At 70.7% G+C, this 25,884-nt stretch carries 24 protein-coding genes and 1 riboswitch; of the genes, 15 read left to right on the top strand and 9 right to left on the bottom strand.

Annotated elements, in window-relative coordinates; translation table 11 throughout:
* Nucleotides 1-9 precede the first annotated feature (9 nt).
* Complete coding sequence (locus ACO2Q0_RS08460; RefSeq protein WP_423351055.1) at nt 10-1,464, bottom strand: helicase HerA-like domain-containing protein; 1,455 nt, start codon at nt 1,462-1,464, stop codon at nt 10-12.
* A gap of 196 nt (nt 1,465-1,660) precedes the next feature.
* Here ACO2Q0_RS08460 and ACO2Q0_RS08455 point away from each other — a divergent pair, with 196 nt between their 5' ends.
* Complete coding sequence (locus ACO2Q0_RS08455) at nt 1,661-2,782, top strand: AI-2E family transporter (RefSeq protein ID WP_423351054.1); 1,122 nt, start codon at nt 1,661-1,663, stop codon at nt 2,780-2,782.
* Between the two features lie 190 nt (nt 2,783-2,972).
* Nucleotides 2,973-7,826 (top strand): NAD-glutamate dehydrogenase, encoded by a 4,854-nt coding sequence (locus ACO2Q0_RS08450; RefSeq protein WP_423351053.1) that lies wholly within the window; start codon nt 2,973-2,975, stop codon nt 7,824-7,826.
* 7 nt (nt 7,827-7,833) lie between these two features.
* Here ACO2Q0_RS08450 and purH read toward each other — a convergent pair whose 3' ends face one another.
* The 5 genes from purH to ACO2Q0_RS08425 all read right to left on the bottom strand — a co-directional run bounded on the left by purH (nt 7,834) and on the right by ACO2Q0_RS08425 (nt 13,677).
* A complete protein-coding gene (purH, locus tag ACO2Q0_RS08445) occupies nt 7,834-9,423 on the bottom strand; it encodes a bifunctional phosphoribosylaminoimidazolecarboxamide formyltransferase/IMP cyclohydrolase (RefSeq protein WP_423351052.1) in 1,590 nt (529 codons plus the stop codon).
* A 23-nt stretch (nt 9,424-9,446) separates the two neighbouring features.
* Nucleotides 9,447-9,530: riboswitch (ZMP/ZTP riboswitch) on the bottom strand.
* Between the two features lie 7 nt (nt 9,531-9,537).
* The gene (locus ACO2Q0_RS08440) at nt 9,538-11,256 is read right to left on the bottom strand and encodes a heparinase II/III family protein (protein ID WP_423351051.1); all 1,719 of its coding nucleotides are present in this window, start codon (nt 11,254-11,256) and stop codon (nt 9,538-9,540) included.
* Between the two features lie 7 nt (nt 11,257-11,263).
* Nucleotides 11,264-11,923 carry a ribulose-phosphate 3-epimerase gene (gene rpe / locus ACO2Q0_RS08435; RefSeq protein ID WP_423351050.1) on the bottom strand — a complete coding sequence of 220 codons (660 nt, stop codon included), beginning with the start codon at nt 11,921-11,923 and terminating at the stop codon, nt 11,264-11,266.
* A gap of 40 nt (nt 11,924-11,963) precedes the next feature.
* Nucleotides 11,964-13,250 (bottom strand): RsmB/NOP family class I SAM-dependent RNA methyltransferase, encoded by a 1,287-nt coding sequence (locus ACO2Q0_RS08430; protein WP_423351049.1) that lies wholly within the window; start codon nt 13,248-13,250, stop codon nt 11,964-11,966.
* A 40-nt stretch (nt 13,251-13,290) separates the two neighbouring features.
* Nucleotides 13,291-13,677, bottom strand: a complete 387-nt coding sequence (locus ACO2Q0_RS08425) for a hypothetical protein (RefSeq protein WP_423351048.1) — start codon at nt 13,675-13,677, stop codon at nt 13,291-13,293.
* A 98-nt stretch (nt 13,678-13,775) separates the two neighbouring features.
* On the opposite strand from ACO2Q0_RS08425, the gene ACO2Q0_RS08420 reads away from it, so the two are divergent.
* Nucleotides 13,776-13,964, top strand: coding sequence for a DUF1674 domain-containing protein (locus ACO2Q0_RS08420; RefSeq protein WP_423351047.1), 189 nt, complete (start codon nt 13,776-13,778; stop codon nt 13,962-13,964).
* On the opposite strand, the gene pyrF is transcribed toward ACO2Q0_RS08420, so the two are convergent.
* Complete coding sequence (gene pyrF, locus ACO2Q0_RS08415) at nt 13,961-14,653, bottom strand: orotidine-5'-phosphate decarboxylase (protein WP_423351046.1); 693 nt, start codon at nt 14,651-14,653, stop codon at nt 13,961-13,963. The genes ACO2Q0_RS08420 and pyrF overlap by 4 nt on opposite strands.
* A 62-nt stretch (nt 14,654-14,715) precedes the next feature.
* Between pyrF and ACO2Q0_RS08410 the strand changes: the two genes are divergently transcribed.
* Nucleotides 14,716-15,402 (top strand): MarC family protein, encoded by a 687-nt coding sequence (locus ACO2Q0_RS08410; protein WP_423351045.1) that lies wholly within the window; start codon nt 14,716-14,718, stop codon nt 15,400-15,402.
* Here ACO2Q0_RS08410 and ACO2Q0_RS08405 read toward each other — a convergent pair.
* A complete protein-coding gene (locus ACO2Q0_RS08405) occupies nt 15,399-16,199 on the bottom strand; it encodes an SDR family NAD(P)-dependent oxidoreductase (RefSeq protein WP_423351044.1) in 801 nt (266 codons plus the stop codon). The two genes, ACO2Q0_RS08410 and ACO2Q0_RS08405, sit on opposite strands and share 4 nt — an antisense overlap.
* A gap of 164 nt (nt 16,200-16,363) precedes the next feature.
* Here ACO2Q0_RS08405 and ACO2Q0_RS08400 point away from each other — a divergent pair, with 164 nt between their 5' ends.
* From ACO2Q0_RS08400 to ACO2Q0_RS08390, 3 genes are all read left to right on the top strand, one after another.
* Nucleotides 16,364-18,283: a potassium transporter Kup gene (locus tag ACO2Q0_RS08400; protein WP_423351043.1), complete on the top strand. Its 1,920-nt coding sequence runs from the start codon at nt 16,364-16,366 to the stop codon at nt 18,281-18,283.
* A complete protein-coding gene (locus ACO2Q0_RS08395) occupies nt 18,284-18,646 on the top strand; it encodes a hypothetical protein (protein ID WP_423351042.1) in 363 nt (120 codons plus the stop codon).
* Between the two features lie 68 nt (nt 18,647-18,714).
* Nucleotides 18,715-19,989: an argininosuccinate synthase gene (locus ACO2Q0_RS08390; RefSeq protein ID WP_423351041.1), complete on the top strand. Its 1,275-nt coding sequence runs from the start codon at nt 18,715-18,717 to the stop codon at nt 19,987-19,989.
* Here ACO2Q0_RS08390 and ACO2Q0_RS08385 read toward each other — a convergent pair.
* Nucleotides 19,986-20,192, bottom strand: a complete 207-nt coding sequence (locus ACO2Q0_RS08385) for a KTSC domain-containing protein (RefSeq protein ID WP_423351040.1) — start codon at nt 20,190-20,192, stop codon at nt 19,986-19,988. The two genes, ACO2Q0_RS08390 and ACO2Q0_RS08385, sit on opposite strands and share 4 nt — an antisense overlap.
* A 113-nt stretch (nt 20,193-20,305) precedes the next feature.
* On the opposite strand from ACO2Q0_RS08385, the gene ACO2Q0_RS08380 reads away from it, so the two are divergent.
* The 8 genes from ACO2Q0_RS08380 to ACO2Q0_RS08345 all read left to right on the top strand — a co-directional run bounded on the left by ACO2Q0_RS08380 (nt 20,306) and on the right by ACO2Q0_RS08345 (nt 25,792).
* On the top strand, nt 20,306-20,710 hold the full coding sequence (locus ACO2Q0_RS08380) for an MAPEG family protein (RefSeq protein WP_423351039.1): 405 nt from the start codon (nt 20,306-20,308) through the stop codon (nt 20,708-20,710).
* 105 nt (nt 20,711-20,815) lie between these two features.
* The gene (locus ACO2Q0_RS08375; RefSeq protein ID WP_423351038.1) at nt 20,816-21,400 is read left to right on the top strand and encodes a CC0125/CC1285 family lipoprotein; all 585 of its coding nucleotides are present in this window, start codon (nt 20,816-20,818) and stop codon (nt 21,398-21,400) included.
* Between the two features lie 82 nt (nt 21,401-21,482).
* Nucleotides 21,483-22,085 (top strand): glutathione S-transferase family protein, encoded by a 603-nt coding sequence (locus ACO2Q0_RS08370; RefSeq protein WP_423351037.1) that lies wholly within the window; start codon nt 21,483-21,485, stop codon nt 22,083-22,085.
* A gap of 94 nt (nt 22,086-22,179) precedes the next feature.
* Complete coding sequence (locus ACO2Q0_RS08365; protein ID WP_423351036.1) at nt 22,180-23,859, top strand: HAD-IIIC family phosphatase; 1,680 nt, start codon at nt 22,180-22,182, stop codon at nt 23,857-23,859.
* 4 nt (nt 23,860-23,863) lie between these two features.
* Nucleotides 23,864-24,088 (top strand): acyl carrier protein, encoded by a 225-nt coding sequence (locus tag ACO2Q0_RS08360; RefSeq protein WP_423351035.1) that lies wholly within the window; start codon nt 23,864-23,866, stop codon nt 24,086-24,088.
* Nucleotides 24,078-24,653, top strand: coding sequence for a GNAT family N-acetyltransferase (locus tag ACO2Q0_RS08355; protein ID WP_423351034.1), 576 nt, complete (start codon nt 24,078-24,080; stop codon nt 24,651-24,653). The genes ACO2Q0_RS08360 and ACO2Q0_RS08355 overlap by 11 nt, the downstream gene beginning before the upstream one ends.
* Nucleotides 24,654-24,662: 9 nt before the next feature.
* Complete coding sequence (locus ACO2Q0_RS08350) at nt 24,663-25,070, top strand: VOC family protein (RefSeq protein WP_423351033.1); 408 nt, start codon at nt 24,663-24,665, stop codon at nt 25,068-25,070.
* Nucleotides 25,067-25,792: a class I SAM-dependent methyltransferase gene (locus tag ACO2Q0_RS08345; RefSeq protein WP_423351032.1), complete on the top strand. Its 726-nt coding sequence runs from the start codon at nt 25,067-25,069 to the stop codon at nt 25,790-25,792. The genes ACO2Q0_RS08350 and ACO2Q0_RS08345 overlap by 4 nt, the downstream gene beginning before the upstream one ends.
* Nucleotides 25,793-25,884 lie beyond the last annotated feature (92 nt).

Below are 25,884 nucleotides of genomic sequence, written 5' to 3'. Positions count from 1 at the left end.
GCGTCCGCGTTATCTGCGCCGACGGACGCCGCCGAGGACGCCGCGCATGATCTCGCGGCCGATCTGGTTGCCGATGGTGCGCAGCATGGAGGTGGCGAAGGCCTTGCCCATGGTCTCGAACTCGGAGGGCTTCTCCCTCGGCGCAGGCCTGGCCTTCTCGGGCTTCGGCTCCGCCGTCGTCACGACCGCAGCCTCGGCCTTGGCGCGCAGCATCTCGTAGGCGCTCTCGCGGTCCCTCGCCTCGTCGTAGAGGCCGCGCACGGGGCTCCGGCCCATGACCTCAGCCCGCTCGGGCGGAGTCAATGGCCCGAGCCGCGAGGCGGGCGGGCGGACCAGGGTCTTCTGCACCACCGTCGGCGCGCCTTTCTCGTCCAGCACCGAGACCAGCGCCTCGCCGACGCCCAGGGCTTGGATGGTTTCGGCCGTGTCGAAGGCGGGGTTGGGCCGGAAGCTGCCGGCGGCCGCCTTCAGGCCCCGCTGCTCGACCGGCGTATAGGCCCGCAGTGCATGCTGGATACGGTTGCCGAGCTGGCCCAGGACGGTGTCCGGAATGTCGGCCGGGTTCTGGGTGACGAAGTAGACGCCGACGCCCTTGGAGCGGATCAGGCGGACGACCTGTTCGACCTTCTCAAGCAGGGCCGGCGGAGCATCGCGGAAGAGCAGGTGCGCCTCGTCGAAGAAGAAGGCCAGCCGGGGCTTCTCGGGGTCGCCCACCTCGGGCAGCTCCTCGAACAGCTCGGACAGCAGCCAAAGGAGGAAGGTCGCGTAGAGCCTGGGATTCGAGATCAGCCGCTCGCCCGACAGGATGTTCACGTAGCCGCGGCCCGAGCCGTCGGTGCGCATAAGGTCGGAGAGCTGCAGCGCCGGCTCTCCGAACAGGTTGGCGCCGCCCTGATCTTCCAGCATCAGGAGCTTGCGCTGGATCGTGGCGACGGTGGCCGGCGAGATGTTGCCGTAGCGGGCGGAGAGGGCCTTGGCGTTCTCCGCGGCGTAGTTGAGGCCGGCCTGTAGGTCCTTGAGGTCCAGCAGCAGCAGGCCTTCCTCGTCGGCGGCGCGGAAGACGACGGTGAGCACGCCCTCCTGCACATCGTTGAGTTCGAGCATCCGGGCCAGCAGCAGCGGGCCCATCTCGGAAACCGTCGTGCGGACCGGGTGGCCCTGCTCGCCGAAGAGGTCCCAGAACACCACCGGCGCCGCCTGCGGCTGCAGGTCGAGGTTCATCCCCTTGGCCCGGGCCAGCATCTTCTCGCTGGGCGCGCCGGCCGCGGCGATGCCCGACAGGTCGCCCTTCACGTCCGCGGCGAAGACCGGCACCCCGGCGTCGGAGAGCCCCTGGGCGAGAATCTGCAGGGTCACGGTCTTGCCCGTGCCGGTCGCCCCGGCAACGAGGCCGTGCCGGTTGGCGCGGTCGAGGCGCAGGGCCTCCGGATGCTCCGAAAACCCGATCAGCACCCCGTCGGCCATGGGCGAACTCTCCGCGTGAAAATGGCAGCCGCCGAGGCTAGCGGCGGGGCCGTCGCGCCGCCAGCCCCCATCGGGGCCGAACGAACGTTGCAGAAAATTCGGCCGCGAGGGGCAAAATCGCTCCCCCTGCCCGCCAAAGCCCGGTAGAGCACACCCGCATTGACGGCGGCGCCCCGGCCGCAGACAGTCCAGCGCCATGCCAGCACCCGCCGCCGACCCGGTCTCGCGAAACGCCCTGGTGATCCTCGCGGCCATCGCGGCCGGCGCCACCCTCTACTGGCTCGCCGACATCCTGACGCCGCTGGCGCTCGCCATGTTCCTGGCCGTGATGATCGACGGCTTCGCGCGCGTGCTGCAGGCCCGCCTGCCCGGCGTGTCGCGTCGTGCGGCCACGCCGCTGGCTATCGTGCTGTCGGTGGCGATCTTCGGCGGGGCCGCGTTCTTCGTCGCCGACAACGCCACAAGCTTTGCGAGCCAGCTCGTCGCCTACACCCCGCGGCTGAACGGCTTGCTGGCCAGGCTGGCCTCGCTGGTGGGCGTCGACGTGCCGCCGACGGTGACCCAGCTCGTCCACCAGCTCAACCCGACCAGCTATCTCGGTCAGGTCGCCAAGAGCCTGCAGGACTTCCTGTCGACGGCCGCCTTCGTGCTGATCTACCTCGGCTTCATCATCGCCTCGCGCGGCGGCTGGGAGCGGAAGGCGGTCAGCCTGTTCCCCACCCGCGAAGAGCGCCAGGAGGCGGTCGCCGCCTTCCTGCGCATCCGCAACGGCGTCGAGCAGTACCTCTGGGTGCAGACCGTGACCGGGCTGATGATCGCGGCCGCCTCATGGGCGGCGATGGCGGCGGTCGGGCTGGACAACGCGCTCTTCTGGGCGATCCTGATCTTCATCGCCTCGTACATCCCGATCGTCGGCGGCGTGGTGGGCGTGGCCCTGCCGCCGATCTTCGCCCTCGTGCAGTTTCCGACGCTCTGGCAGGCCATCGTCCTGCTGGCCGTGCTGCAGGGCGTCACCATGTTCGTCGGCAACGTCATCCAGCCCAGGATGCAGAGCCGCAGCCTGAACATGGACCCCATCGTGCTCCTGCTGGCCCTGGCCTTCTGGAGCGTGGTCTGGGGCCTTACAGGCGCCTTCCTGTCGACGCCGCTGACGGTGATGGCGATGGTGATCCTGGCCCAGTTCAAGGGCACCCGCTGGATCGCGGTGCTGCTGTCCGACGACGGCGATCCCGCCCAGCTTCGCGGCAAGCATCCGCTCGAAACCCCCGACGCCGGCGTCTCCAAGGAGCCCGCCGGACGCCGCTCCAAACGTTCTTGAGACCAGGGCCTTAAATCTTGACCGTGCGTTTCCTATCTCTGGCTGGCCGGACCCCAATCCCGTCCGGCTGGTGCGTCCGCTCCCCAACCCCGCGGACGCAGCGAGCACCCCGCGTTCCGTCGCCCCCCCACGACGGAACCACACGCCGCCGGACACTCTCCTCCGGCGGCGTCCTCGCGGGGGCTCCCCAATGAGCCCGAAAAGCAAGACCGCATCCGCCCTCGTCCGCGCCGTCGTGGCGGAACTGGCCGACGACGCCGCCAAGGCGCCGGCCAAGGCGTTCGCCCAGCAGGCGTCGGCCGACGCCGCCGCCGACGAGTTGCCCGAACTCACTGCGCCCGAGCTGGCCCGCAACTTGGCGGACTTCTGGCGCTTCGCCGAGCGCCGCCGCGGCCGCGGGCCGCAGATGCGCATCGTCCCCGTCGCGGGCCTGAAGGCGGCCGGACTCGATCGCCTGGAGATCGTGCAGGACGACGCGCCGTTCCTGGTGGACAGCGTCATGGGCGAGATCGCCGACCAGGGCCTGTCGGTCCGGGCGATGTTCCATCCCATTGTCACCGTCCAACGCGACCGGGCGGGCGTGCGGGGCGATACCGGCACGCCGCGGCGCGAGTCGATGATCGAGGTGGTGCTGGAGCCGATCGGCGCCGACCGCGAGCAGATGCTGCTCAAGGGCGTGGAAGCGACCCTGAAGGACGTGCGCGCGGCGGTCGACGACTTCCCGGCCATGCTGGAGCTGATGGGCCGGACCCTGGCCGAGCTCGAGCAATCCGGTCGCGCGAACGAGGAGGAGCTGGCGTTCCTGGCCTGGATGCACGCCGAGCACTTCGTGTTCCTGGGCGCCCGCGTCTACGAATACCCGCGCCTCAAGTCCGGCGACTATGCGCCCGAGGAGCCTCTGTATCAGGCGAAGGACGGCCTGGGCGTGCTGCGCGACCCGGGCCGCACCGTGCTGCGGCGGGCCAACGAGCCGGCGATCCTGATGGGTCAGGTGAAGGACCGGCTGGTCACAGACCCGCCGGTGACGGTGGCGAAGTCCAACGTGAAGAGCCGCGTCCACCGCCGCGGCTACATGGATTACGTCGGCGTGAAGCGTTACGACGCCGACGGACGGCCGGTGGGCGAGGTCCGGTTCGTGGGCCTGTTCACGGCCGAAGCCTACGACCAGCCCGCAAGCGCCGTGCCGCTGATCCGCGAGAAGGTCGCCCGCGTGCTGGAGCGCGCCGGCGCCGTGCCCGGCAGCCACAACGAGAAGCGGCTGAAGAACATCGTCGAGAACCACCCGCGCGACGAACTCTTCCAGTCGAGCGAGGACCAGCTGCTGGAGCTGGCCGAGGGGATCCTGCACCTCTACGACAGGCCGCGGGTGAGGGTGTTCGAGCGGCGCGACCCGCTGGACCGCTTCGCCTCGGTGCTGCTGTACGTGCCGCGCGACCGCTACGACTCGGACATCCGCAAGCGGGCCGGCGAAATCCTGGCCGAAGCGTACGGCGGACGGGTCTCCGCCTTCTATCCGAGCTTCTCCGAGACCGCTCTCGCGCGCGTCCACTACATCATCGGCTTCACGCCCGGCGCGCATCCCTGGCCCGACCTGCGCCAGGTCGAGGCCCGCATCGCCGAGAACGCGCGCACCTGGGAGGACCGGTTCGAAGCCGCCGTCCGCGCCAGCGGCCGGGCTCCGGAGGACGTCGCCGCCACCGTGGCCGCCTACCGCGACGCCTTCCCCGCCGGCTACCGCGACCGCTTCGACGCCGCCGAGGCGCTGCGGGACGTGGCCGCCATCGAGGGTTTCGAGGAAGGTCAGCCGATCCGAGTGCGGGCCTATCGCACCGCGGCCGACAGCACCCTGCAGTTCCGGTTCAAGCTCTATCGCTGCGGCGAGCCGGCCCATCTGGCCGACGTGCTGCCGATCCTGGAGAGCATGGGTCTCAAGGCCATCGCCGAGGCCGGCTTCCCCATCCAGCGGGACGGCCGAGCGCCAGTGTGGGTGCACGACTTCGAGATCGAGGACCCCCGTGGCGCCGATCTGGTGTTCGCCGAGGTGAAGGAGGCCTTCGAAGCCGCCGTCGTCGCCGTCTGGAGCGGCCAGACCGAAAACGACGGGTTCAACCGCCTGGTGCTGGAGCTGTCGATCCCATGGCGCGATGCAGCCCTGATGCGCGCGCTCGCCCGCTATCGCCAGCAGTCGGGCCTGGATCCCAGCCAACGGGTGCAGGAGCAGGCGCTCTCGGCCCATCCGGGCGTTGCGCGGCTGATCCTCGACCTGTTCCGCATCCGCTTCGATCCCGCGATCACCGCCGCCCTGGAGGACCGCAAGGCCCAGGGCGACGCGGTCATGGCCGAGATCGTGGAGGCGCTGCAGGCGGTGGAGAGCCTGGACGACGACCGCGTGCTGCGGCGCCTGGCGCTGCTGGTGCAGGCGATCCAGCGGACCAACTTCTACCAGCCGGGACCCGACGGGCAGCCGAAGCCGTACATCTCCTTCAAGGTGGCGAGCGGCGAGCTCGCCGACCTGCCGGCGCCCAAGCCGTTCCGGGAGATCTTCGTGTGGTCGACCGGCGTCGAGGGCGTGCACCTGCGCTTCGGGCCGGTGGCCCGCGGCGGCCTGCGCTGGTCGGACCGGCGCGACGACTTCCGCACCGAAGTCCTGGGCCTGGTGAAGGCCCAGCAGGTGAAGAACGCCGTGATCGTACCCGTGGGCTCGAAGGGCGGCTTCTACCCCAAGCGCCTGCCGGTCGGCGGGGCGCCGGATGTCGTGCGGGCCGAGGCGATCAACGCCTACAAGACCTTCCTGTTCGGCCTGCTGGACGTCACCGACAACCTGACGCCCGAGGGCCGCGTCCAGCACCCGGCGGGCGTCGTCGTCCATGACGGCGACGACCCGTATCTGGTGGTCGCCGCCGACAAGGGCACAGCCACCTTCTCCGACATCGCCAACGGCGTGGCCGAGAGCTACGGCTTCTGGCTGGGCGACGCGTTCGCCTCCGGCGGATCGGCCGGCTACGACCACAAGGTGATGGGCATCACCGCCCGCGGCGCCTGGGAAGCGGTGAAGCGCCACTTCCGCGAACTCGGCAAGGACATCCAGTCCGAACCGTTCACGGTTGTGGGCTGCGGCGACATGTCGGGCGACGTTTTCGGCAACGGCATGCTGCTGAGCCGGCAGATCCGGCTGCAGGCGGCCTTCGACCACCGGCACATCTTCCTCGATCCGAACCCCGACCCGGCGACGAGCTACGCCGAACGCGAGCGGATGTTCGCCCTGCCGCGCTCGTCGTGGGACGACTACGACAGGAAGACCATCAGCAAGGGCGGCGGCGTGTTCGCCCGCAGCCTGAAGGAGATCCCGCTGAGCCCCGAGGTCCGGGCGATGCTGGACGTGGCCGCCGACAAGCTGTCGCCGGCCGAGCTCATCAACGCGATCCTCAAGGCGCCGGCGGAGCTGCTCTACCTGGGCGGCATCGGCACCTATGTGAAGGCCAAGCACGAGGCCAACGCCGAGGTCGGCGACAAGGCCAACGACGCGATCCGGGTCAATGGCTCGGAGCTGCGCGTGAAGGTGGTGGGCGAAGGCGCCAACCTGGGCCTCACCCAGGCCGGGCGCATCGAGTTCGCCGCCGGCGGCGGGCGGGTGAACACCGACGCCATCGACAATTCCGCGGGCGTCGACAGCTCGGACCACGAGGTGAACATCAAGATCACCACGGGGATGCTGGAGCGCACGGGCGAGCTTACTCGCAAGCGCCGTGACGCCCTGCTACGGTCAATGGTCGACGACGTGGCCGCCCACGTGCTGGCTCACAACTACGACCAGACCCTGGCGCTTTCCCTGCTGGAGATGGACACCGTGGGCGAGCTGGAGCCGCACGCCCGCTTCATGGCCGAGCTGGAGAGCCGCGGGCGCCTGGACCGTGCGGTCGAAGGCCTGCCCGACGCGATCGCCATCGCCGAGCGGATGCAGGCCGGCCGCGGCCTGACCCGGCCCGAACTCGCCGTTCTGCTGGCCTACGGCAAGCTTGAACTGAAGCGGGAGATCGTGGCCAGCGAGGCGCCCGACGATCCTTGGTTCGAGAGCCGGCTGGAGGCCTACTTCCCGAAGCCTCTGCGCAAGTGGAAGGACCCGATCCGCCGTCACCGGCTGCGGCGCGACATCATCGCCACCGTCGCGGCCAACGACATGATCAACCGCTGCGGGCCCAGCTTCCCCAGTCGGATGATGGCGGCCGCGGGCTGCGACGTGGTGGCCCTGATGGCCGGCTACGAAGCGGCCAAGGTGGTGCTCGACTTCGAGGCCCGATGGGACGCCGTCCAGGCGCTGGACCTGAAGATCCCGGCCCTGGCGCAGCTCGCCCTGTTCCGGCGGCTGACAGCCTCGCTGCGGGGGGCGACCTTCTGGCTGGCCCGGCGGGCGAGCCGCGAGGGGCTGAGCGTCTCCGAGCTGGTCGACCGCTACGGCCCGGGCTTCAAGAGCCTCGACCGCCTCACGCCCGACATCCTGCCCGCGGTCGAGCGCGCGGCCGTCGAAGGCCGCACGGCCCAGCTGATGGAGGCGGGCGCGCCGGAGGACGTGGGCCGCACCGTCGCCTCGCTCGGCCCGCTCACCACGGCCGCCGACCTCGTCGACCTGGCCGAGGCGTCGAGCTGGCCTCTGCCGAACGTGGCGCGGCTCTACCACGCCGCCGGCGAGGCCATGGCTTTCGACCGGCTGCGCGCTGCGGCGGGCGAGTTCCGCGCGGGCGACCTCTTCGAGCGCACCGCGCTCCGGCGGCTGATCGAAGACCTTCTGGCCGAACAGGCGCAGCTCACGCGGGCGATCATGACGTTCGCGGGCTCGGCCCAGGTCGGCGCCAATGGCCAAAGCGCCCGGGAGGCGGTCTCCTCATGGGCGGGGCTGCGGCGCGAGCAGGTGCAGGCGGCCACCCGGACGATCGACGAGATCGAGGCGGCGGGCGGATCCTGGACCTTCGCCAAGCTGACCATCGCCAACGCCGCCCTGCGCGAGCTGGCCAGCGAGGCGGCGAGCGGGCGCAGACGGCGGGGCTAGGCTCCGCCTAGTGGCGGAACACGCGGACGCCGGTGAAGACCATGGCGACGCCGCGCTCGTCGGCGGCGGCGATGACCTTGTCGTCGCCGATCGACCCTCCCGGCTGGATCACCGCGGTGCAGCCGGCGTCCGCCGCCTGCAGCAAGCCGTCCGGGAACGGGAAGAAGGCTTCCGAGGCGCAGGCCGAACCAGTCAGGTCCAGGCCGAAGTCGGCGGCGCGCAGGGCTGCGATCCGGGCCGAATCCTTGCGGTTCATCTGGCCGGCCCCGACGCCTAGCGTCTGGCCCTCGCGGGCATAGACGATCGCGTTCGACTTCACGTGCTTGGCCACGGTGAAGGCGAACAGCATGTCGCGGATCTCGGCCTCCGTCGGGCTGCGCTTCGTCACCACCTTGAGGTCGGCCGGCGTGAGGCGGGCGGTGTCGCGACCCTGGACCAGGAAGCCGCCCGAAACCGACCGGAAGGTCTCGCCGGCGGCGGCGGGATCGGGCAGGCCGTCGGTGACGAGCAGGCGGACGTTCTTCTTCTTGCGGAACAGCTCGACCGCCTCGTCGTCGGCGCCGGGCGCGATCACCACCTCGGTGAAGATCTCCAGCACCTTGGCGGCGGTCGCGGCGTCGAGGCGGCTGTTCAGGGCGACGATGCCGCCGAAGGCCGAGGTGGGATCGCAGGCGAGCGCACGTTCATAGGCTTCCTGCAGGCTCTTGCCGGTGGCCACGCCGCACGGGTTGGCGTGCTTGATGATGGCGCAGGCGGGACCGGCGTCGCCGAATTCGGCGATCAGCTCGAAGGCGGCGTCGGTGTCGTTGATGTTGTTGTAGCTGAGCTCCTTGCCCTGGAGCTGGCGGGCCGTGGCCACGCCGATGCGCGGGTTCGGGAAGCGGTAGAAGGCGGCCGCCTGGTGCGGGTTCTCGCCGTAGCGCATCGTCTGGACCAGCTCGCCGGCGATGGCCTTGCGGGCGGGGGCCGCGTCGCCCAACTCGGCCGCGAACCAGGTTGAGATCGCGGCGTCGTAGGCGGCCGTGCGGGCGTAGGCGCGGGCGGCGAGGCGCTTGCGCAGGGCGAGCGAAGTGGTCCCGTCGGCGGCGACCTCGGCGATCACCGCCTCCATGTCGGAGGGCTCGGTGCAGACGGCGACGTAGCCGTGGTTCTTGGCGGCTGAGCGGATCATCGCCGGCCCGCCGATGTCGATGTTCTCGACCGCCGTCTCGTAGTCCGCGCCGGCCGCGACGGTCGCCTCGAAGGGGTAGAGGTTCACATAGACGAGGTCGATCGCGCCGATGCCGTGATCGTCCATCGCCTGCTTGTGCGTCGGGGCGTCGCGGACGCCCAGCAGACCGCCATGCACGATCGGGTGCAGGGTCTTCACCCGCCCGTCCATCATCTCCGGGAAGCCGGTCAGCTCGGAGATATCCTTCACCGGCAAGCCCGCGTCGGCGATGGCCTTGCGCGTGCCGCCGGTGGAGACCAGCTCGACGCCCCTGGCGGCCAGCGCCTTGGCAAAATCGACCAGGCCGGTCTTGTCGGAGACGGACAGCAGCGCGCGGCGGACGGCGACGCGGTCGGGGGCGGGCGGAAAGTCGGGGGCGGCGGGCACGGCGGACTCCTGGCTTCGTTGGAAGGAAGAGCCCAGGCGAGCGGCGGATATGGTCTCGCGCGCTCCCCGGTGGTCGCCCACCTTGATCGCCAGTCACGCGCGGATGGGCGGGGATTAGGCCTGCTGTTTCGGCGGGTCAACCGGGGCCGCGGCGGATGAGAGCTTCCATCGCACCCGGGCGCCGGAATCGGCCCGAGCCTGCCCGCGCAGGACGATCTGCTGGCTGCGGCGGAGCTCGCCGTCCTGGCAGTAGAAGGAGGGCTCGAGCGTGACTTCCAGCGCATCGTTGCGCAACCACCACCCAGCCTCGTCCCCGTCCGGCTTCAGCAGCACGCTCTTGCGGTCGCGGGCGATCAGCGCGCTGACCTCGGGGTGCAGGTGAAAGCGCACGGTGAAGGGGATGAACCGCCGATCCTGTCCCTTCGCCGCCTTGAGGGCGGTCAGCCGGTCCTCGCCGCGCACCTCGTCCTTGGCCACGTCGAGATACAGGCGGCGCTCATGACGCAGTCCGAAGCGGCGGGCCCAGCCGTCGTGGGCGGTCTCCAGCCAGACGGCGCCGGGCGCCTCGCGCCGCTGGGCGTCCACGGGCCCGCAGCCGCGGAGCAGGCGGGGTCCCAGCACGCTTGCGGCGAAGCCGCGGAGCGGAACCCCGCAGGCGTGATCGCCCAGCGAGGTTGTGGAGGCCGCGTCGGCGACGCGCAGCGCCTGCGGGCCTGGGCCGTCCGGCGACCAGCCGGACCCCACGATCAGCCGCTTGCCGCCGGCCACCGCTTCCAGCGCCAGCGGCTGCCCGCAGGCGGCGCTGCTCCAGCTTCCGTCGGCCGGCGGCGCGGCGTCGACCACGAGCTGCAGCGCGCGGCCCTCCAGCCTCTGATAGCCGTTGCAGGCGGGCGAGAGCGGCCGTTCGTCGGGCGCTTCGCCGGCCCGCGCGGCGGCCACATACGGAGCGCCCAAGGCCTCGCCGCCCTGAAAGGCGGCGAGGCGTCCATCGGCCAGGGTGAAGACGCGCACCGCGCCCGAGAGGCGGTCGATGGCCCGCGAGACGGCTTCCGGCGCCGCCCGGCCCATCTGGGTCAGGGCCTCGTCGAGGGTGAGCAGATCGAACAGCAGCTCCAGCGCCCGCTGGGGGCTGCGGCTGACGTGACCGCCGTCGGGCGGCAAGGCCTCGTCCAGCGCGCGGTCCAGCCGTGAGAGCGCCTGCGCGAGCAGCCCCTCCGCTGCGCGGCCCGACAGTGCGGCGGCGCCCACGGCCGCGGCGCAGGCGCGCTCGGCGCCGCGTCCCTGTCCGGGCCCCTGGCCGAGCAGCGTACGCACCTGCCGCGCCAGGCTGGCGGCGATGTGTGCGGTCTCGACGTCGGAAGCGCCAGCGCAGATCGTCCGGGCGGCGCAGGCGAGGTTGAACACCCGCCGCTCCAGCACCTCAGGTCCCCAGGCGAAGCTGTTCCAGGTCCCGAACACGCGCAGCCAGTCGAGCGTCAGCCGCAGGCCTTCGGTGACGCCCTCCCCGCCGGTGGCCAGCAGGTCGCGCATCCAACCGAAGCGGTGCAGCGCCACGGCGAAGCGGCGGTCGGGGCTGGGCCGGTCCCACGGATCGCCGCGCGGCCCGGTGGCCAGGGTGGAGCCCGCCAGGACGAAGGCGCCGGCCAGGATGCGCTTGCCGGCCTGAACGTCGGCGGGACGCAGATCGCGAGGCTGAACGCCAAGGCCTTCCGGCTTCGGAGCGGTCCAGCGGTAGACCGGCGAGCCCTGCCACTCGTCGACGAGACGGCGGCGGATCCAGACGCCGGCCGCCAGCAGCGTGGACGCGCCGGGCAGTCGGGTCAGCGCCTCCATGCCGGCCTTAGCCGCGCAGGGCTGCGATGTTGGCGGCGTAACGCTCGGGCCCGCCGCGGAACACGGCCGAGCCGGCCACCAGCGCCGTGGCGCCGGCGGCGATGCACTGGGGCGCGGTCTCGGGCGTCACGCCGCCGTCGACCTCGAGGATGATGTCGGCGCCGGCGGCGTCGATCATCCGGCGCAGCGCCTCCACCTTGCGGAGCTGCGAGGCGATGAAGCTCTGGCCGCCGAACCCGGGGTTCACGGACATGACCAGCACCAGGTCGATGTCCTCCAGGATCCACTGGATCACCGAGGGATCGGTCGACGGGTTGAAGACCACGCCGGCCTTGGCGCCCAGCTCGCGGATGCGGCGCAGGGTGCGGTGCAGGTGCGGCCCGGCCTCGGGATGGACGCTGATGATGTCGGCGCCGGCGGCGCGGAAAGCTTCGAGGTAGCTGTCCACCGGAGAGATCATCAGGTGAACGTCGAAGGGCAGCGTCGAATGCGGCCGGAGCGCCTTCACCACGTCGGGCCCGATCGTGATGTTCGGCACGAAATGGCCGTCCATGACGTCGACGTGGACCCAGTCGCAGCCCGCCGCCTCGATGGCGCGCACCTCCTCGCCCAGCTTCGAGAAGTCCGACGCCAGGATCGAGGGCGCGATGATCGTCCGCTCCGCCATGGTCGCGGTGTTAAGCTGATGCGGCTTAAGAGGCCAGACCTCAGGCGTTGCGGCGCATCCGGGCGATGAAGAAGCCGTCGGTCCCGCCTTCGCGATGGTGAGGCAGGATGCGCAGCGTTCCGTTGGGCAGCAGGCTCGCCTCGGGGGCGCCGCCTTCGCCGGGCGCGACGGGGTCGAGAGCGAACTCGGGCGCCCGCTTGAGGAAGGCGTCTACCTGGGCCTCGCCTTCTTCCGGCTCGAGGGAGCAGACGCAGTAGACGAGGCGCCCGCCCGGCTTCACCCGCCGACCGGCGGCGTCGAGCAGGCGCGATTGCAGGGCGGCCAGCTTCGGAATGTCGGCGGGGCTCGCCACCCAAAGCACGTCGGGATGGCGCCGGTAGGTGCCCGTGGCCGAACAGGGCGCGTCCAGCAGCACGGCGTCGAACCGTCGGCGGTCGTTCCACTCGGCCGCATCGGCGTTGACCACCTCCGCGCCGAGCCCCGTCCGAGCGAGGTTTTCGGTGACCCGCTTGAGGCGGCCCGCCGACTTGTCGAGGGCGGTGACGCGGGCGCCGGCGGCGGCGAGCTGCAGCGTCTTGCCGCCCGGGGCGGCGCAGAGATCGAGCGCGGTCTCGCCCGATGTCACGTGGAGCAGGCGGGCGGGGACGGCGGCGGATGCGTCCTGCACCCACCAGCGGCCGTCGGCGAAGCCGGGCCAGGTCGAGACCTCGCCTTTGAGGCCGGCGCGCAGCGTGCCGCCCGGCAGCGACCAGGCCTCCAGCTGGGAGACCAGATCATCGGCCTCGCCTTGCGGCGTGATGTCGGTGGCGGGTTCGGCGGCGATAAGCGCGGCCATGGCGCGGGCGGCGTCGGCCCCGAAAGCGGCGCGCCAGCGGGCGGCCAGCCACTGAGGCGCCAACAGCTCGGGATCGTCGAGGGGCGGCGGCTCGCGGGTGAGCCCGCGCAGCACCGCGTTGACCAGGCCCTTGAAAGGCTGGCCGCCCTTCTGCCGCCCCGCGAGATCCACGGTCGCCGAGACGGCCGCGTGGGCCGGGGTCTTGAGCACCAGCAGCTGGGCCGCGCCCAGCCGCAGCACCTGGACGATGCGATCGGGCGGAGGCTTCTTGAGCCGCGCCTGCAGGGCGGCGTCGATCGGGCCGAGATGGCGCAGCACGGCCATGGCCAACGCGCGGGCGAAGGCTCGGTCGCGGGATTCGAGGCGCCCGAGCGCCGGATGGGTGAGGCCTTCCTCGAGGCCCGCACGTCGCGACAGCGCGGCGTCGATCAGGTCGAGGGCGGCGGCGCGCGCGGGCTGGCCCGCTGCGTCCTGGGTGTCGGTCGATGTCACGGCGCCGGCCTGCCCGCAACAGCCGGCCGGCGCAAGGGTTTTAGGCGGCGGCGGGCCTGCGGCCGGCCATCAGCACCGAGACGCCGAGCAGCACGATGGACAGCAGCGCGAGCATTTCGCCCACCATCAGCACCGGCACGATCGGCGGCTTGCCCTGGGTGATCAGCCAGACCATCGGCAGCATCAGCAGGTTGGCCGCATTGGCCACAGCGAACACCGTCCAGCCCAGCTTCCGCGGCGCGTTGACCCCGGCGACGCCGTAGAAGGCGCCCATCAGCGCAAGGCCGGCCCAGCCCAGCAGGTTGATGTGGGCGTGCAGCGGCCGCATCGCGAAGTCCTGGGTGGCCCCCATGTGGATGCCGAGCGCCATGCCGGCGAGGGCATAGAGGACGGCGGCGGCGAAGAACGCCGTGGCGAGACGAGACATTTGGCTTCCCCCGAAGCGTGAGCGGGCGCGCGATAAACCAGCGTTCGACGAACAACGCAAGCGTGGATTTGCGCCAGGTCGCGTCCTACATTGGCGGGATGGACGACGCTCCCGAGAACGCCACATCCGACAAGGTGCTGTCGCCGGCCGCCCAGCGCGCGCTGCAGGAAGCCGAGGCCCGTCGCAAGCAGGCGCAGGCGCTCCCGCCGGAGCAGGGCGGTCCCACCGGCCCCGAGCCCACCCGCTTCGGCGACTGGGAGCGGAAAGGCCTCGCGGTCGACTTCTAGGCCGCGGCCATCTCGGCGGCGATCCGCAGCGCCGCATCGCGGGGATCGTTGGCGGCGGTGATCGGCCGCCCGCAGACGATGTGGCTGGCCCCCGCCTTCAGAGCCTCCAGCGGCGTCGCCGCGCGGGCCTGATCGTTCTTCGCGGACCAGTCGGGACGTACGCCCGGCGTTACGACGAGGAAGTCCTTGCCCCCCAAAGAGCGCGCCAGGGCCGCTTCGTGCGGACTGGCGATCACGCCGTCGCAACCGGCGCCGATCGCCTGATGGATGCGGCGCTCCACCAGAGACCGCGCGCTTTCGGCGAAGCCCATCTCGACGAGATCCTCATCCTTGAGGCTGGTGAGCACGGTGACCGCCAGCACCTTGAGGTTCGAGGCGCCCCTGCCGCGGACCGCCGCGGCCATCACCTGCGGCTCGCCGTGGACCGTGAGGAAGTCGCAGCCGGCGCCGGCCAGCACCGCAGCCGCGCGCTGAACCGTCGTGCCGATGTCGTGCAGCTTCCAGTCCAGGAACACCTGCTTTCCCTGCGCCTTCAGCTCGCGCGCCAGGGCCATGCCATCCGAGGCGAAGAGCTCCAGACCCACCTTGTAGAAGCCGACCGCGTCGCCCAGCGCCGCGACCATCCTGCGCGCCTCGTCGACGGTGGGCAAATCCAGGGGAACGATCAGGCGCGGATCGGCGGCGGCCATGGGCTGGCTCCGTGAAAGCCGCGGGGTGGCCCGCGGTCGAGGTTTCAGGCTAAGAGCGCTGCATGAGCCAGGCCGAGTTCGCGGTCAACTTCTTCGTCGCCCTGTTCGCCCTGCTGGACCCGCTGGGCAACGTGCCGCTGTTCGCCGCGGCGACGGCCGGCGCCCTGTCGAAGGACCGGGCCCTGATCGCGGTCTACATCGGCCTCTTCGTGCTGGGCTTCCTGACGTTCTTCTACTTCACCGGCCTGAGCCTGCTGGAGTTCTTCGGCATCTCGCTGCCGGCCTTCCGCATCGCCGGCGGCATCATCCTGCTGCTCCTGGGGCTCGAGATGGCCCGCGACGACTTCACGGCCACCTTCGCCGACGCCGCCGAGGCGGCCTCCGGCGATCCGCGCAGCGCCGCCAAGCGGCGGTTCGAACGCATGATCGTCCCCTTCGCCATGCCGCTGCTGATCGGGCCGGGGGCGATCTCGACGGTGGTGATCTACGCCAGCCAGGCGCGGCAGTTCGGCCTGGCCGGAGCGGCGAGCGGCGTGGGCGTCATCGCCGGCGTGGCCGTCGCCACGACGCTGGCCTTCATGGCGACGCCGATCATCTCGCGCATCCTCGGCCGAATCGGCCTGACCATCGTGGTGCGGGTCCTCGGCCTGATCCTCTGCGCCCTGGCCGTGCAGTTCCTGTTCGCGGGATTGTCGGAAGCGACGGCAGGGTTCATCCGGCCCGAAGCCGCCTACCCCTACGCGCACTAGACCTTACGGAAGCGCTGGCCCTGGCTGGCGATGAGGGCGAGGCCCCACTCGTCGGGAAGCACCTTGGCGACGGCGGCGATCGCCTTGTTGGGCGCGCCCGGCACGCAGACGGCGCGGCCCGCCTCCACCGCCTCGTAGCCGGCGGCGGCCACCTCGTCGGCGCCCAGCCACATCCAGGGCGGGGTCGAGGCGCTGACCATGGCCCGCGTGCCGTTCACGTCGTGGAATTCCGAGAAGGTGAAGCCGGGGCAGAGCGCGGTGACGTGGACGCCCTCGCCGATGGTTTCCAGGTACAGGCTCTGTGAGAACTTGATCAGCAGGCTCTTGGACGCCGCGTAGAGCGTGTGGCCCGCCGCGCCCGGGATCAGCCCGGCCAGCGAGGCGACGTTGACGATCCGGCCGAACCGCCGCTGGAGCATGCCCGGCAGCACCCGGTGCGCGAGTTCGCAGGGCGCGGTGACCATCACCTGCAGGAAGGCGGCTTGGTCCGCCCAGCGGGTTTCGGCATAGGCGCCCGGCAGGCCATAGCCCGCATTGTTGACCAGGGCGTCCACCGTGCGGCCGTGGGCTGTGAGGTGGTCGAGAATCTGGCCTGGGCCCTCGGGCTGGGCGAGGTCGGCCGCCACCGTCAGGGTCTCGACGCCGTAGCGCAGGCGGATCTCCTCGGCGATCTGCTCGAGCCGATCGGTTCGCCGAGCCGTCAGGGCCACGTCGTAGCCGTGACTGGCCAGGATGCGCGCGAAGGCGGCGCCGATGCCGGCGGACGCGCCCGTGACCAGGGCCAGCCTGCGGTCCATGTCGGTGAATACCCCCGTAAACGCCCACCCCTAGGAATACGTGCGCCGGGCCCCGGCGCAACCCACGCCATTGAACCCGGGTGGCTTTGGGTGTATCGCGCCCGCCGCGTGACGGCATGGGGCCGCCAAGGGAACACTCTTCAGTTCGTTCCCGGAGACGATGGATGGCTGATCCGGCCGGCGCTCCCGAGAACGGAGCGGAGGGGACGCATCACGCGCCCAAGGAGAAGTTCTGGGCCCTGGCCCTGGGCTCTGTCGGCGTCGTGTTCGGCGACATCGGCACGAGTCCGCTCTACGCCATGCGCGAGGCGCTGCACCATTCGCGCAGCGGCGGCACGGCCGAGCTGGCCGTCCTGGGCGTGGTCTCTCTGATCACCTGGGCGCTCATCCTGATCGTCACGGTCAAGTACGTCGTCTTCCTGATGAACGCCGACAACAAGGGTGAAGGCGGCACGCTTGCCCTGATGGCGCTCGCCCAGCGGGTGAGCCCGGGACGGCGCTCGTCGATCATCTTCCTGCTCGGCGTGTTCGGCGCGGCGCTGTTCTATGCCGACGGCATCATCACGCCCGCGGTCTCGGTCCTGGGCTCGATGGAGGGCATGAAGGACCTGCCCGGCGTCGGGCCGCGCCTGGCGCCCCTCGTGCTGCCGGCCGCCGCCGCCATCCTGGTGGGGCTGTTCCTGGTGCAGTCCCGCGGCACGGCCAGCGTGGCCAAGCTGTTCGGACCGGTCACCGCGGCCTGGTTCCTGGTGCTGGGCGCCCTCGGCCTCTACCACATCTCGGACGACCTCTCGGTGTTCCGGGCGCTGTCGCCGCACTACGGCGTGCTGTTCCTGATCGACAACGGCTTCCTGGGCTTCGTCATCCTGGGCAGCGTGTTCCTCGCGGTCACCGGCGCCGAGGCGCTCTACGCCGACATGGGCCACTTCGGCAAAGGCCCGATCCGCGCCGCCTGGGTGGCGCTGGTGCTGCCATCCCTGGTGCTGAACTACCTGGGCCAGGGCGCCATGGTGCTGGCCCGCCCGGCCACGGCCGAGAATCCGTTCTTCGACATGATCCCTGAGGCGGTCTACTGGCCGGTCTGGCTGCTTTCGATCGCCGCCACCGTCATCGCCTCGCAGGCGGTGATCACCGGCGCCTTCTCGATGACCCAGCAGGCCGTGTCGCTGGGCCTCTTCCCGCGGATCGACATCCGCCGCACGTCCGAGACCCAGGCGGGCCAGATCTATGTGCCGCAGGTCAACACCTTCCTGCTGATCGGCGTCCTGGTGCTGCTGGTGATGTTCCGCACCTCGTCGAACCTGGCCGCCGCCTACGGCATCGCGGTGACCGGGGCGATGTTCGTCGACACCCTGCTATTCTTCTACATCGTCCGCTACATGTGGAAGCGGCCCGTCTGGCAGGCCGCGGCGGCGTCGGCCGCCTTCGGCGCGCTCGACATCGTCTTCATTTCGTCGAACCTGCTGAAGATCCCGCAGGGCGCATGGCTGCCCCTCGTGCTGGGCGGCGCGCTGGTGCTGATCATCTGGACCTGGACCCGCGGGGCGCGGATCCTCTCCGAGAAGACCCGTCGCGACAGCGTCTCGATGGCCGAACTGGCCGACATCCTGAAGGCCCGCGCGCCGCATCGGGCCCCCGGCACGGCGATCTTCCTGACCTCCGACCCCGACACGGCGCCGGTCGCGCTGATGCACAACCTCAAGCACAACAAGGTGCTGCACGAGAAGAACATCATCCTCACCATCGAGACGGCGGAGACGCCGCGGGTGAGGGAGGCCGACCGTATCCGCATCGCCCCGCTCAACGAGGACTTCAAGAAGGTGATCATCACCTACGGCTTCATGGAGAGCCCGAATGTGCCCAAGGCGCTGGGGCTGTGCCGGAAGGCGGGACTGAAGTTCGACATCATGGCCACCAGCTTCTTCCTCGGCCGGCGGTCGGTGGTGCCCTCGGCCCAGTCGGGCATGCCGCTCTGGCAGGACAAGCTCTTCATCTTCCTGATGAAGAACGCCGCCAACCCCACCGACTTCTACAAGATCCCGCCCGGCCGCGTGGTCGAGCTGGGGACGCAGGTGACGGTCTAGGTGTCGCTGAACCTTCTTTCGATCCTGGGCGACGCCATGTGGATCGTCGCCATGGCCCTGATCGCCTCAAGCTCGCAGCGGTTCTGGCGGCGTCTGCCCGACACGGCCCGCGTCCCGATGCCGTGGGGGCTTGGGCGACGCCGCGGCGGCCGGGCGCTCGCCGTCGGCCTGGCCGTGGGCGCGCCGCTGGTGCTGGGCCTGGCGCTGTCGGCGGCCACGCGGAACCCGCAGCTCGCCCCCGACCGGCAACTCCTCCTCTTCCTGCTGCGCGCTTTCCTGGCGCCGCTGTTCGTGCTGGCGCACTACGCCTGGCTGCGCGCAGCTGCGGGCACGCTCGAGGCCGAGGGGACACTCAAGCCTTGAACGCGGGAGCCGCCTGCCCTTAAAGGCGCGCGACTTCCTGTTTCTCTTTTCGCAAAGGTCCGCCGCCGATGGCCGACAAGAAGCCCGTCAAGAAGGTCGTCCTCGCCTACTCCGGCGGCCTCGACACCTCGATCATCCTGAAGTGGCTGCAGACCGAGTATGGGGCGGAGGTCGTGACCTTCACCGCCGACCTGGGCCAGGGCGAGGAACTGGGCCCGGCGCGCGAAAAGGCGCTGATGCTGGGCATCAAGCCCGAGAACATCTTCATCGACGATCTGCGCGAAGAGTTCGTCCGGGACTTCGTGTTCCCGATGTTCCGCGCCAACACGGTCTACGAAGGCCAGTACCTGCTGGGCACCTCCATCGCCCGGCCACTGATCGCCAAGCGGCAGATCGAGATCGCCCGCCAGGTGGGCGCCGACGCCGTCTGCCACGGCGCCACGGGCAAAGGGAACGACCAGGTCCGCTTCGAACTGGGCTACTACGCGCTCGAGCCCGACATCCGGGTGATCGCGCCGTGGCGGGAATGGGAATTCCGCAGCCGGGAGTCGCTGATCGACTTCGCCGAGAAGCACCAGATCCCGATCAGCAAGGACAAGCGCGGCGAGGCGCCGTTCAGCGTCGACGCCAACCTGCTGCACTCCTCGTCCGAGGGTAAGGTGCTCGAGGATCCGGCGGTCGAGGCGCCCGAGTTCGTGCACATGCGGACGATCTCGCCCGAGGACGCCCCCGACAAGCCGACGGTCATCACCATCGACTTCGAGAAGGGCGATCCCGTCGCCATCGATGGCGAGAAGCTGTCGCCGGCCGCGCTTCTGACCCGCTTGAACGAGCTCGGCCACGACAACGGCGTCGGCCGCCTGGACCTGGTCGAAAACCGCTTCGTCGGAATGAAGTCGCGCGGCGTCTACGAGACGCCCGGCGGCACGATCCTGCTGGCCGCCCATCGCGGCATCGAGAGCATCACGCTGGACCGGGGCGCCATGCACCTCAAGGACGAGCTGATGCCGAAGTACGCCGGCCTGATCTACAACGGTTTCTGGTTCTCGGCGGAGCGCGAGATGCTGCAGGCCGCCATCGACAAGAGCCAGGAGCCGGTCGCGGGCCAGGTGCGGGTGAAGCTCTACAAGGGCAACGTCACGGTCATCGGCCGCACCTCGCCCTACTCGCTGTACGACCAGGAGCTGGTGACCTTCGAGGAGGGCGCCGTCGCCTACGACCACCGCGACGCCGAGGGCTTCATCAAGCTGAACGCGCTCCGGCTGCGGGTGATGGCCAACCGCGACCGCCGCCGCGGCAAGCCGCTGGGCGCCCTGCCCGACGGCGAGCACTACACGGGCTAGGTCTCGATCCTGTTGTAGGGATAGTTGTCGCGGATCTCGGCCTGGAAGAACCGGCCCTTCGAGTCGGCTTCCAGGAACGAGCGGTGCACCTCGCCCGGCACGCCCACGTAGACGTAGCGCTCGCCGCTCTGGAACCGCACGAGCAGCTTGGCCCGCTCGGCGTCGTAGTCGATCTCCTGGATCGCCGCGGATTCCACCTGCATCGCCGTGTGCTCCGGCTCGTCTGACGGCGGATAAACGCGCGGCGGCGCCGCGAGGGTTCCGCCCGCCCTCGCAAGCTGCCAAGCTTGGCCGCGAGGTTCGGGAGGGAACTACCATGCAAAGCCACGCCTACGTCGCCATCGTCACCCTGCTGGCGGTGCTCACCTATCTCTGGATGGGCCTGCAGGTCGCCAGCGCGCGCCGGAAATGCGGGATCCAGGCGCCCGACATGACCGGCGACCCGGTGCTGGAGCGCACGATCCGGGCGCATGTGAACACGCTCGAATGGCTGCCGATCTTCCTGCCGTCGCTGTGGCTGTTCGCGTTCTACTGGAGCGATCTCTGGGCGGCGGTTCTGGGCCTGGTCTGGATCGTCGGGCGCGTCGCCTACCAAATCGGCTATGTGCGCGATCCCTCGAAGCGCGAGGCCGGCTTCCTGGTGCAGGCGCTGGCGACGGCGATCCTCCTGTTCGGGGCTATGGGCCGCGCCATCTACGTCGTCGTCATCACACAGACCTGAATTCGCTGGGCCCGCGCAAATGATCGCAGCCGCAACCACAATTGCGGCTGCGGGTTTGGGCCTTTACATCTGTCCCCCGAGGGACTGTCGAGTTCGAGACGGAAAATGTCGAAAAGATCAGCCGCTTTCGCCGTGGGTCTGGCTTTGGCGGCCGGCCTGGCCGCCTGTGCGACGCCTACGCCATACCAGCCGAATATTCCGGGTCAGGCCGCGTCCGGCGGCTATTCCGAGCTGCAGCTGGAACAGAACCGCTTCCGGGTGAACTTCCAGGGCAACACCCTCACCTCGCGCGAGACCGTGGAAGGCTATCTGCTGTTCCGCGCGGCCGAGCTGACCGTTCAGCAGGGCTACGACTGGTTCTCCATCGTCGACCGCAACACCGACCGTCAGACCCGCACCTACGTCGAGCCGGATCCGTTCTACCGGCCGTGGTACGGGCCTACCTACGGCTACTGGCGCCCGTCCTGGCGCTACTACGGTCGCGGCTACGGCTGGCGTAGCTGGGACCCCTTCTGGGGGGATCCCTTCTGGGCCAACCGCGTCGACGTCCGCACGGTCGACAGGTTCGAAGCCACCGCCGAGGTGGTGATGGGCCGCGGCCAGAAGCCGGCCGACGACCCGCGGGCCTTCGACGCGCGCGCCGTCATCGACAACCTGCGGCCCCGCATCCAGTACCCCGCGCCGCGGTAGGCCTTCCGCTCAGCCGAACGCAGCTCCTCCGGTTCCGCCGGAGGGGTTTGCGCATGTGTGCGGCGGCGATTAAGTCCGCGCCATGAAGCTGTTCTCCTCCGGGGCCTCGCCCTACGCCCGCAAGGTCGCCGTCGCCGCGCACGAGGCCGGGCTGATCGACCGCATCGAGATTGTTTCGGTCTCCGTCACCCCGGTGAGCGTCAACGCCGAAGTCGCCGCGACCAACCCGCTGACCAAGGTGCCGACCCTGGTGCTGGACGACGGGACGGCGCTCTACGACAGCCGCGTCATCGTCGAGTACCTGGATCACCTCGCAGGCGGGCGGCTGATACCGGCCAGCGACGCGCGCTGGGGAAGCCTGCGCGATCAGGCCGCCGCGGACGGCCTCTTGGACGCCGCCCTGCTCGCCCGCTACGAGCGCGCCCTGCGGCCCGAGCCGCTGCGCTGGGCCGAGTGGGACGATGGCCAGATCGGCAAGATCCGGCGGGCGCTGGATGTCTTCGAGGCCGGCTTCGCCCCCAGCGCCGGGGCCCCGCAGATCGGCGACATCGCGATCGCCTGCGCGCTCTCCTACCTGGACTTCCGCTTCGCGGACCTGGGCTGGCGTGACGGCCGGCCGAAGCTGACGGCCTTCGCCGAGGCCTTCAACGCCAGGCCTTCGATGCAGGCGACCCAGCCCGCCTGATCGCCGCGGCGATGCCGCTTGGCCGTATGGGCGGCCTCGACTAGCGTTTCCCCCGCCCATGCCCGAATCGCCAGCCACCTCCCGGCGCGCGCCCATGACCCCTTCCGACGCCGGCGTTCCTCCGGTCATCGCGCGACTGGAACAGCAGGCGACCCTCTTCGCGCCGCGCCTGAACCGCTTCGCGTTGCTGAAGCTGAAGGCGAGCCCGCCCGCGGAGGGGCCGACGCTTCGGGTGCTGCGCAACCACGCCTTCGAGGGCGTGGCGAGCGCCCTGCCCGCCTTCCTCGATCATGCCGGCGTCCCGATGCGCGCCGCCCTCGGCGACTACGACGACAGCCTGACGTTGCCCGAGGGCTCCGCTGAGGCGTGGCTCGTGTGGCTGGACTTCACCCGCTATCCGCGCCTCGCTGACGAGGCGCTGGCCGACTGGGCGATTGGGCGCCTGACCGCGCTCCGGGCGGCGACCCATGGGCCGCTGATCGTCGCCAATGCGCCCGAACCCAGCCTGCGCTACGCGGCCCTGAACGCCCGCCTGGCCGACTGGGCGCAGGCGACCCCGGGCGCAGCGATCCTGCCCCTGGACGGATTGGCCCGTGAGCTCGGGGAGGCCTTCTTCGACGAGGCCCGCTCAGCGGCCACCGGAAGCCGCTTCAGCGACGCGGCGGCCATGGCGACCGCCCGCACCCTGGCGTTCGAGCTTCTGGCGGACGCCTTCGCGCCGCCGCTCAAGGCGCTGGCGGTCGACCTGGACAACACCCTCTATGAAGGCGTGCTCGGCGAGGACGGGGCCGAGGGCGTCCGCCTCGGCGAAGGGCACGCGGCGTTGCAGCGGGCGGTGGCCGACTGGGCCGGCCGCGGCGTGCTGGTGGCGGTGGTGTCCCGCAACGAGCCCGCCGACGTGCTGAGCCTCTTCGAGACGCGGACGGACTTCCCCCTGAGGCCCCAGCACATCGCGGCCTGGCAGGTGGGCTGGGGCGACAAGTCGGCGGCCGTCGCGGCGGCGGCGGCCCGCTTCAACATCGGCGCCGACGCCTTCCTGATGATCGACGACAACGTCGGCGAACTGGCCGAGGCCGCCGCGCGGACGCCCGGGCTGCGCCTGCTGTACGCCGGCGCGGAGCCGGCGATCACCGCCAACGCTCTGGCCGCCTATCCCGGACTGCCGCGCGGCGGAGACTTCGCGGGCCGCGCCGCCGACCTCGCCGCCAACGCCGAGCGTCAGGCGATGGCGCGGGAAGCCTTCGACGAGACCGCCTACCTGGCGGCCCTGAAGGCCGAGCTCGCCTTCAGCCTGGATCCCGCCGACGATCGGGCGCGGCTGGCCGAGCTCAGCCGCAAGACCAACCAATTCAACCTGGCCCTGGCGCGGCTCGACGAGCAGGCCGTGAACGACTACCTCGCCCGGCCAGACGCCTGCGTGGTGCACATCCGCCTGAGCGACCGCCTCGCGGACTCCGGCTCGGTGGCCGCGCTGTTCGCCCGCCGCGAGGGCGACGGGCGCCTGATCGTCGACGAGCTCTGCGTCTCCTGCCGCGCGCTGGGGCGAAAGCTGGAAGACCTCATGGTCGGCGAGGCGCTCCGCGGCGCGGCCCGGGCGCTGGGCGCCCGTCAGGTGTCGCTCGCCTATCGCGTTGGGCCGCGCAATGCACCGGCCCTGGACTGGGCGGCGGCCTTCGCCGGCGTGTCGCTGAGCGGCGAAAGCGGCGTGGTGCGGCTTCCCGACGACCGCCTCGACACGCTGCCGGCGCAGCCGGTCGGCGTCAGCTGGACCTGAGACCATGACCACCGACGAAACCCTGGCCGAGATCCTCAGCATGATCTTGGAGCGGCCCGTGGCCCCCGGCGAGAACCTGCGCCGAGAGGACGAGGCCAAGTGGGACAGCCTGAAGCACTTGGAGATCGTGTTCGCCACCGAGGCGGCCTTCGGCGTTTCGTTCTCCGCCGAGGAGATCGCCGAACTGCAGGACGTGGCCGGCCTGAAGGCCAAGGCCGATGCGGCATGAGCTGAACCTCACGGGCTTCGGCTTCCGGCTACGGCCGGTCGTTGGCGCCGACGCGGCCTTCATTCTGGGCCTTCGCACCGACCCGGAACTCGGGCGCTACCTGCACGCGACCTCGCCGCGTCTCTCCGATCAGGAGGCCTGGATCGCCGCCTATGAGGCGCGCCCGGGCGACTATTACTTCATCGTCGAGGACGTGAAGGATGGCGCGCCGGTCGGGACGGTCGGAATCTATGACGTAGGCGCGGAGGCGCCGGCCCAGGGCGAATGGGGCCGGTGGCTGATCCACCCCCGCTCGGTCGCCGCGGTGGAGTCGGCGCTGCTGGTCTATCGCATGGCCTTCGAGCAGCTGGGTCTCGGCGCGGTCTATTGCCGAACGGTGGCCGACAACGCCAAGGTCGTCTCCTTCCACGACTCCTCGGGCGCGCGCCGCCACGGCCTGCTGAAGGACCATGTTGTCCTGGCCGGCCAAGCACATGACAGTGTCGAGCACCGCGTCGATCGTGCGCTGTGGGACGCCATGCGTCCACGGCTCGATATGCTGGCGCGGCGGCTGGCCCAGACCTGAGGCGCACGGATGCTCGATAAGCCCGGTTTCGCCTTCCACCACCTCGGCGTCGCCTGCCGCGACTTGGCGCGGGAACTGGAAGGCTGGGCGAGGCTCGGCTATCGGCCGGAAGGCGAGGCCTTCACCGACCCCGGGCAGAGGATCCATGGCCGGTTCATCGTCGGGCCGGGCCCGCGGCTGGAGCTGCTGGCCCCCAGCGAGCCGGGCTCGCCGGTCGAAGGCTACCTGCAGCGCGGGACCAAGATCTATCACCAGGCCTTCGAGGCCGCCGACTTCGACGCCGCGCTGGCCGAGATGCTGGCGACAGGCGCCCGGATCACCGCCGGCCCGGTCCCGGCCGTAGCGTTCGGCGGACGCCGCATAGCCTTCCTGATGACGCCCACCCTGAACCTGATCGAGATCATAGAGGCGCCATGACCGCGGGCATCACCGACGAGGAGCGTCGCCGGCTGGACGGGATCGCCGCCGACTCGACATACGGAGCCGGCGCGAACGGGGCGATGGTCCGTCACTCCTTCGAGATCTTCCGGCGCTACATTCGCCCAGGGCCGATCCTCGAGCTGGGGCCGGCCGAAGGCATCATGACCGACGCCCTCGTCACCCTGGGCGAGCCGCTGACCGTGGTCGAAGGCGCGAAGGTCTTCTGCGAGCAGATCCAGGCCCGCTGGCCGCAGGCCGAGGTCGTCAACGCGCTGTTCGAAGAGTTCAGTCCCCGCCAGGCGTTCCGCACGATCGTGCTGGGGCACGTGCTGGAGCACGTCGACGATCCCGTGGGCCTGCTGCGGCGCGCGCAGCATTGGTTGACCGACGACGGCCGTATCCTCGCGGCCGTGCCCAACGCCCGCTCCCTCCACCGGCAGGCCGCGGTCATCATGGGGATGCTGCCCTTCGAGGAGGCGCTGAATGACGCCGACCGCAAGCACGGGCATCGGCGCGTCTACAATCCCGAGACGTTCCGGCGCGACTTCCTCGAGGCGGGCTTCCGGATCGAGGTGTTCGGCGGCTACTGGCTGAAGCCCGTCTCCAACGGGCAGATCGAGCGGGACTGGACGCCCGAGATGCTGAAGGCCTTCATGAGCCTCGGCGAACGCTATCCGGACATCGCCGGCGAGATCTACGTCGTGGCGGGGAAGCCCTAGAGGAACAGCCGCATGGCGGGGCGCTTGCCTCCGGCCCGGGCTCGTCCTAGAGCCGTCACAACCGATCCGCGTACAGCGTCGGACCGATAAGA

This window comes from Phenylobacterium sp. VNQ135, from assembly GCF_049445735.1.
Classification (GTDB): Bacteria; Pseudomonadota; Alphaproteobacteria; order Caulobacterales; family Caulobacteraceae; genus Phenylobacterium.
Note: the sequence above shows the minus strand (reverse complement) of the source record. Positions and strands in the feature narration are given on the sequence as shown.

Excerpts from the sequence above, each read along its gene's own strand:
- ACO2Q0_RS08460 (WP_423351055.1), bottom strand. The coding sequence starts at position 1,464 with ATGGCCGACGGGGTGCTGATCGGGTTTTCGGAGCATCCGGAGGCCCTG.
- ACO2Q0_RS08455 (WP_423351054.1), top strand. The coding sequence starts at position 1,661 with ATGCCAGCACCCGCCGCCGACCCGGTCTCGCGAAACGCCCTGGTGATC.
- ACO2Q0_RS08450 (WP_423351053.1), top strand. The coding sequence starts at position 2,973 with ATGAGCCCGAAAAGCAAGACCGCATCCGCCCTCGTCCGCGCCGTCGTG.
- ACO2Q0_RS08440 (WP_423351051.1), bottom strand. The coding sequence starts at position 11,256 with ATGGAGGCGCTGACCCGACTGCCCGGCGCGTCCACGCTGCTGGCGGCC.
- rpe (WP_423351050.1), bottom strand. The coding sequence starts at position 11,923 with ATGGCGGAGCGGACGATCATCGCGCCCTCGATCCTGGCGTCGGACTTC.
- ACO2Q0_RS08425 (WP_423351048.1), bottom strand. The coding sequence starts at position 13,677 with ATGTCTCGTCTCGCCACGGCGTTCTTCGCCGCCGCCGTCCTCTATGCC.
- ACO2Q0_RS08420 (WP_423351047.1), top strand. The coding sequence starts at position 13,776 with ATGGACGACGCTCCCGAGAACGCCACATCCGACAAGGTGCTGTCGCCG.
- pyrF (WP_423351046.1), bottom strand. The coding sequence starts at position 14,653 with ATGGCCGCCGCCGATCCGCGCCTGATCGTTCCCCTGGATTTGCCCACC.
- ACO2Q0_RS08410 (WP_423351045.1), top strand. The coding sequence starts at position 14,716 with ATGAGCCAGGCCGAGTTCGCGGTCAACTTCTTCGTCGCCCTGTTCGCC.
- ACO2Q0_RS08405 (WP_423351044.1), bottom strand. The coding sequence starts at position 16,199 with ATGGACCGCAGGCTGGCCCTGGTCACGGGCGCGTCCGCCGGCATCGGC.
- ACO2Q0_RS08400 (WP_423351043.1), top strand. The coding sequence starts at position 16,364 with ATGGCTGATCCGGCCGGCGCTCCCGAGAACGGAGCGGAGGGGACGCAT.
- ACO2Q0_RS08390 (WP_423351041.1), top strand. The coding sequence starts at position 18,715 with ATGGCCGACAAGAAGCCCGTCAAGAAGGTCGTCCTCGCCTACTCCGGC.
- ACO2Q0_RS08385 (WP_423351040.1), bottom strand. The coding sequence starts at position 20,192 with ATGCAGGTGGAATCCGCGGCGATCCAGGAGATCGACTACGACGCCGAG.
- ACO2Q0_RS08380 (WP_423351039.1), top strand. The coding sequence starts at position 20,306 with ATGCAAAGCCACGCCTACGTCGCCATCGTCACCCTGCTGGCGGTGCTC.
- ACO2Q0_RS08375 (WP_423351038.1), top strand. The coding sequence starts at position 20,816 with ATGTCGAAAAGATCAGCCGCTTTCGCCGTGGGTCTGGCTTTGGCGGCC.
- ACO2Q0_RS08370 (WP_423351037.1), top strand. The coding sequence starts at position 21,483 with ATGAAGCTGTTCTCCTCCGGGGCCTCGCCCTACGCCCGCAAGGTCGCC.
- ACO2Q0_RS08365 (WP_423351036.1), top strand. The coding sequence starts at position 22,180 with ATGACCCCTTCCGACGCCGGCGTTCCTCCGGTCATCGCGCGACTGGAA.
- ACO2Q0_RS08360 (WP_423351035.1), top strand. The coding sequence starts at position 23,864 with ATGACCACCGACGAAACCCTGGCCGAGATCCTCAGCATGATCTTGGAG.
- ACO2Q0_RS08355 (WP_423351034.1), top strand. The coding sequence starts at position 24,078 with ATGCGGCATGAGCTGAACCTCACGGGCTTCGGCTTCCGGCTACGGCCG.
- ACO2Q0_RS08350 (WP_423351033.1), top strand. The coding sequence starts at position 24,663 with ATGCTCGATAAGCCCGGTTTCGCCTTCCACCACCTCGGCGTCGCCTGC.
- ACO2Q0_RS08345 (WP_423351032.1), top strand. The coding sequence starts at position 25,067 with ATGACCGCGGGCATCACCGACGAGGAGCGTCGCCGGCTGGACGGGATC.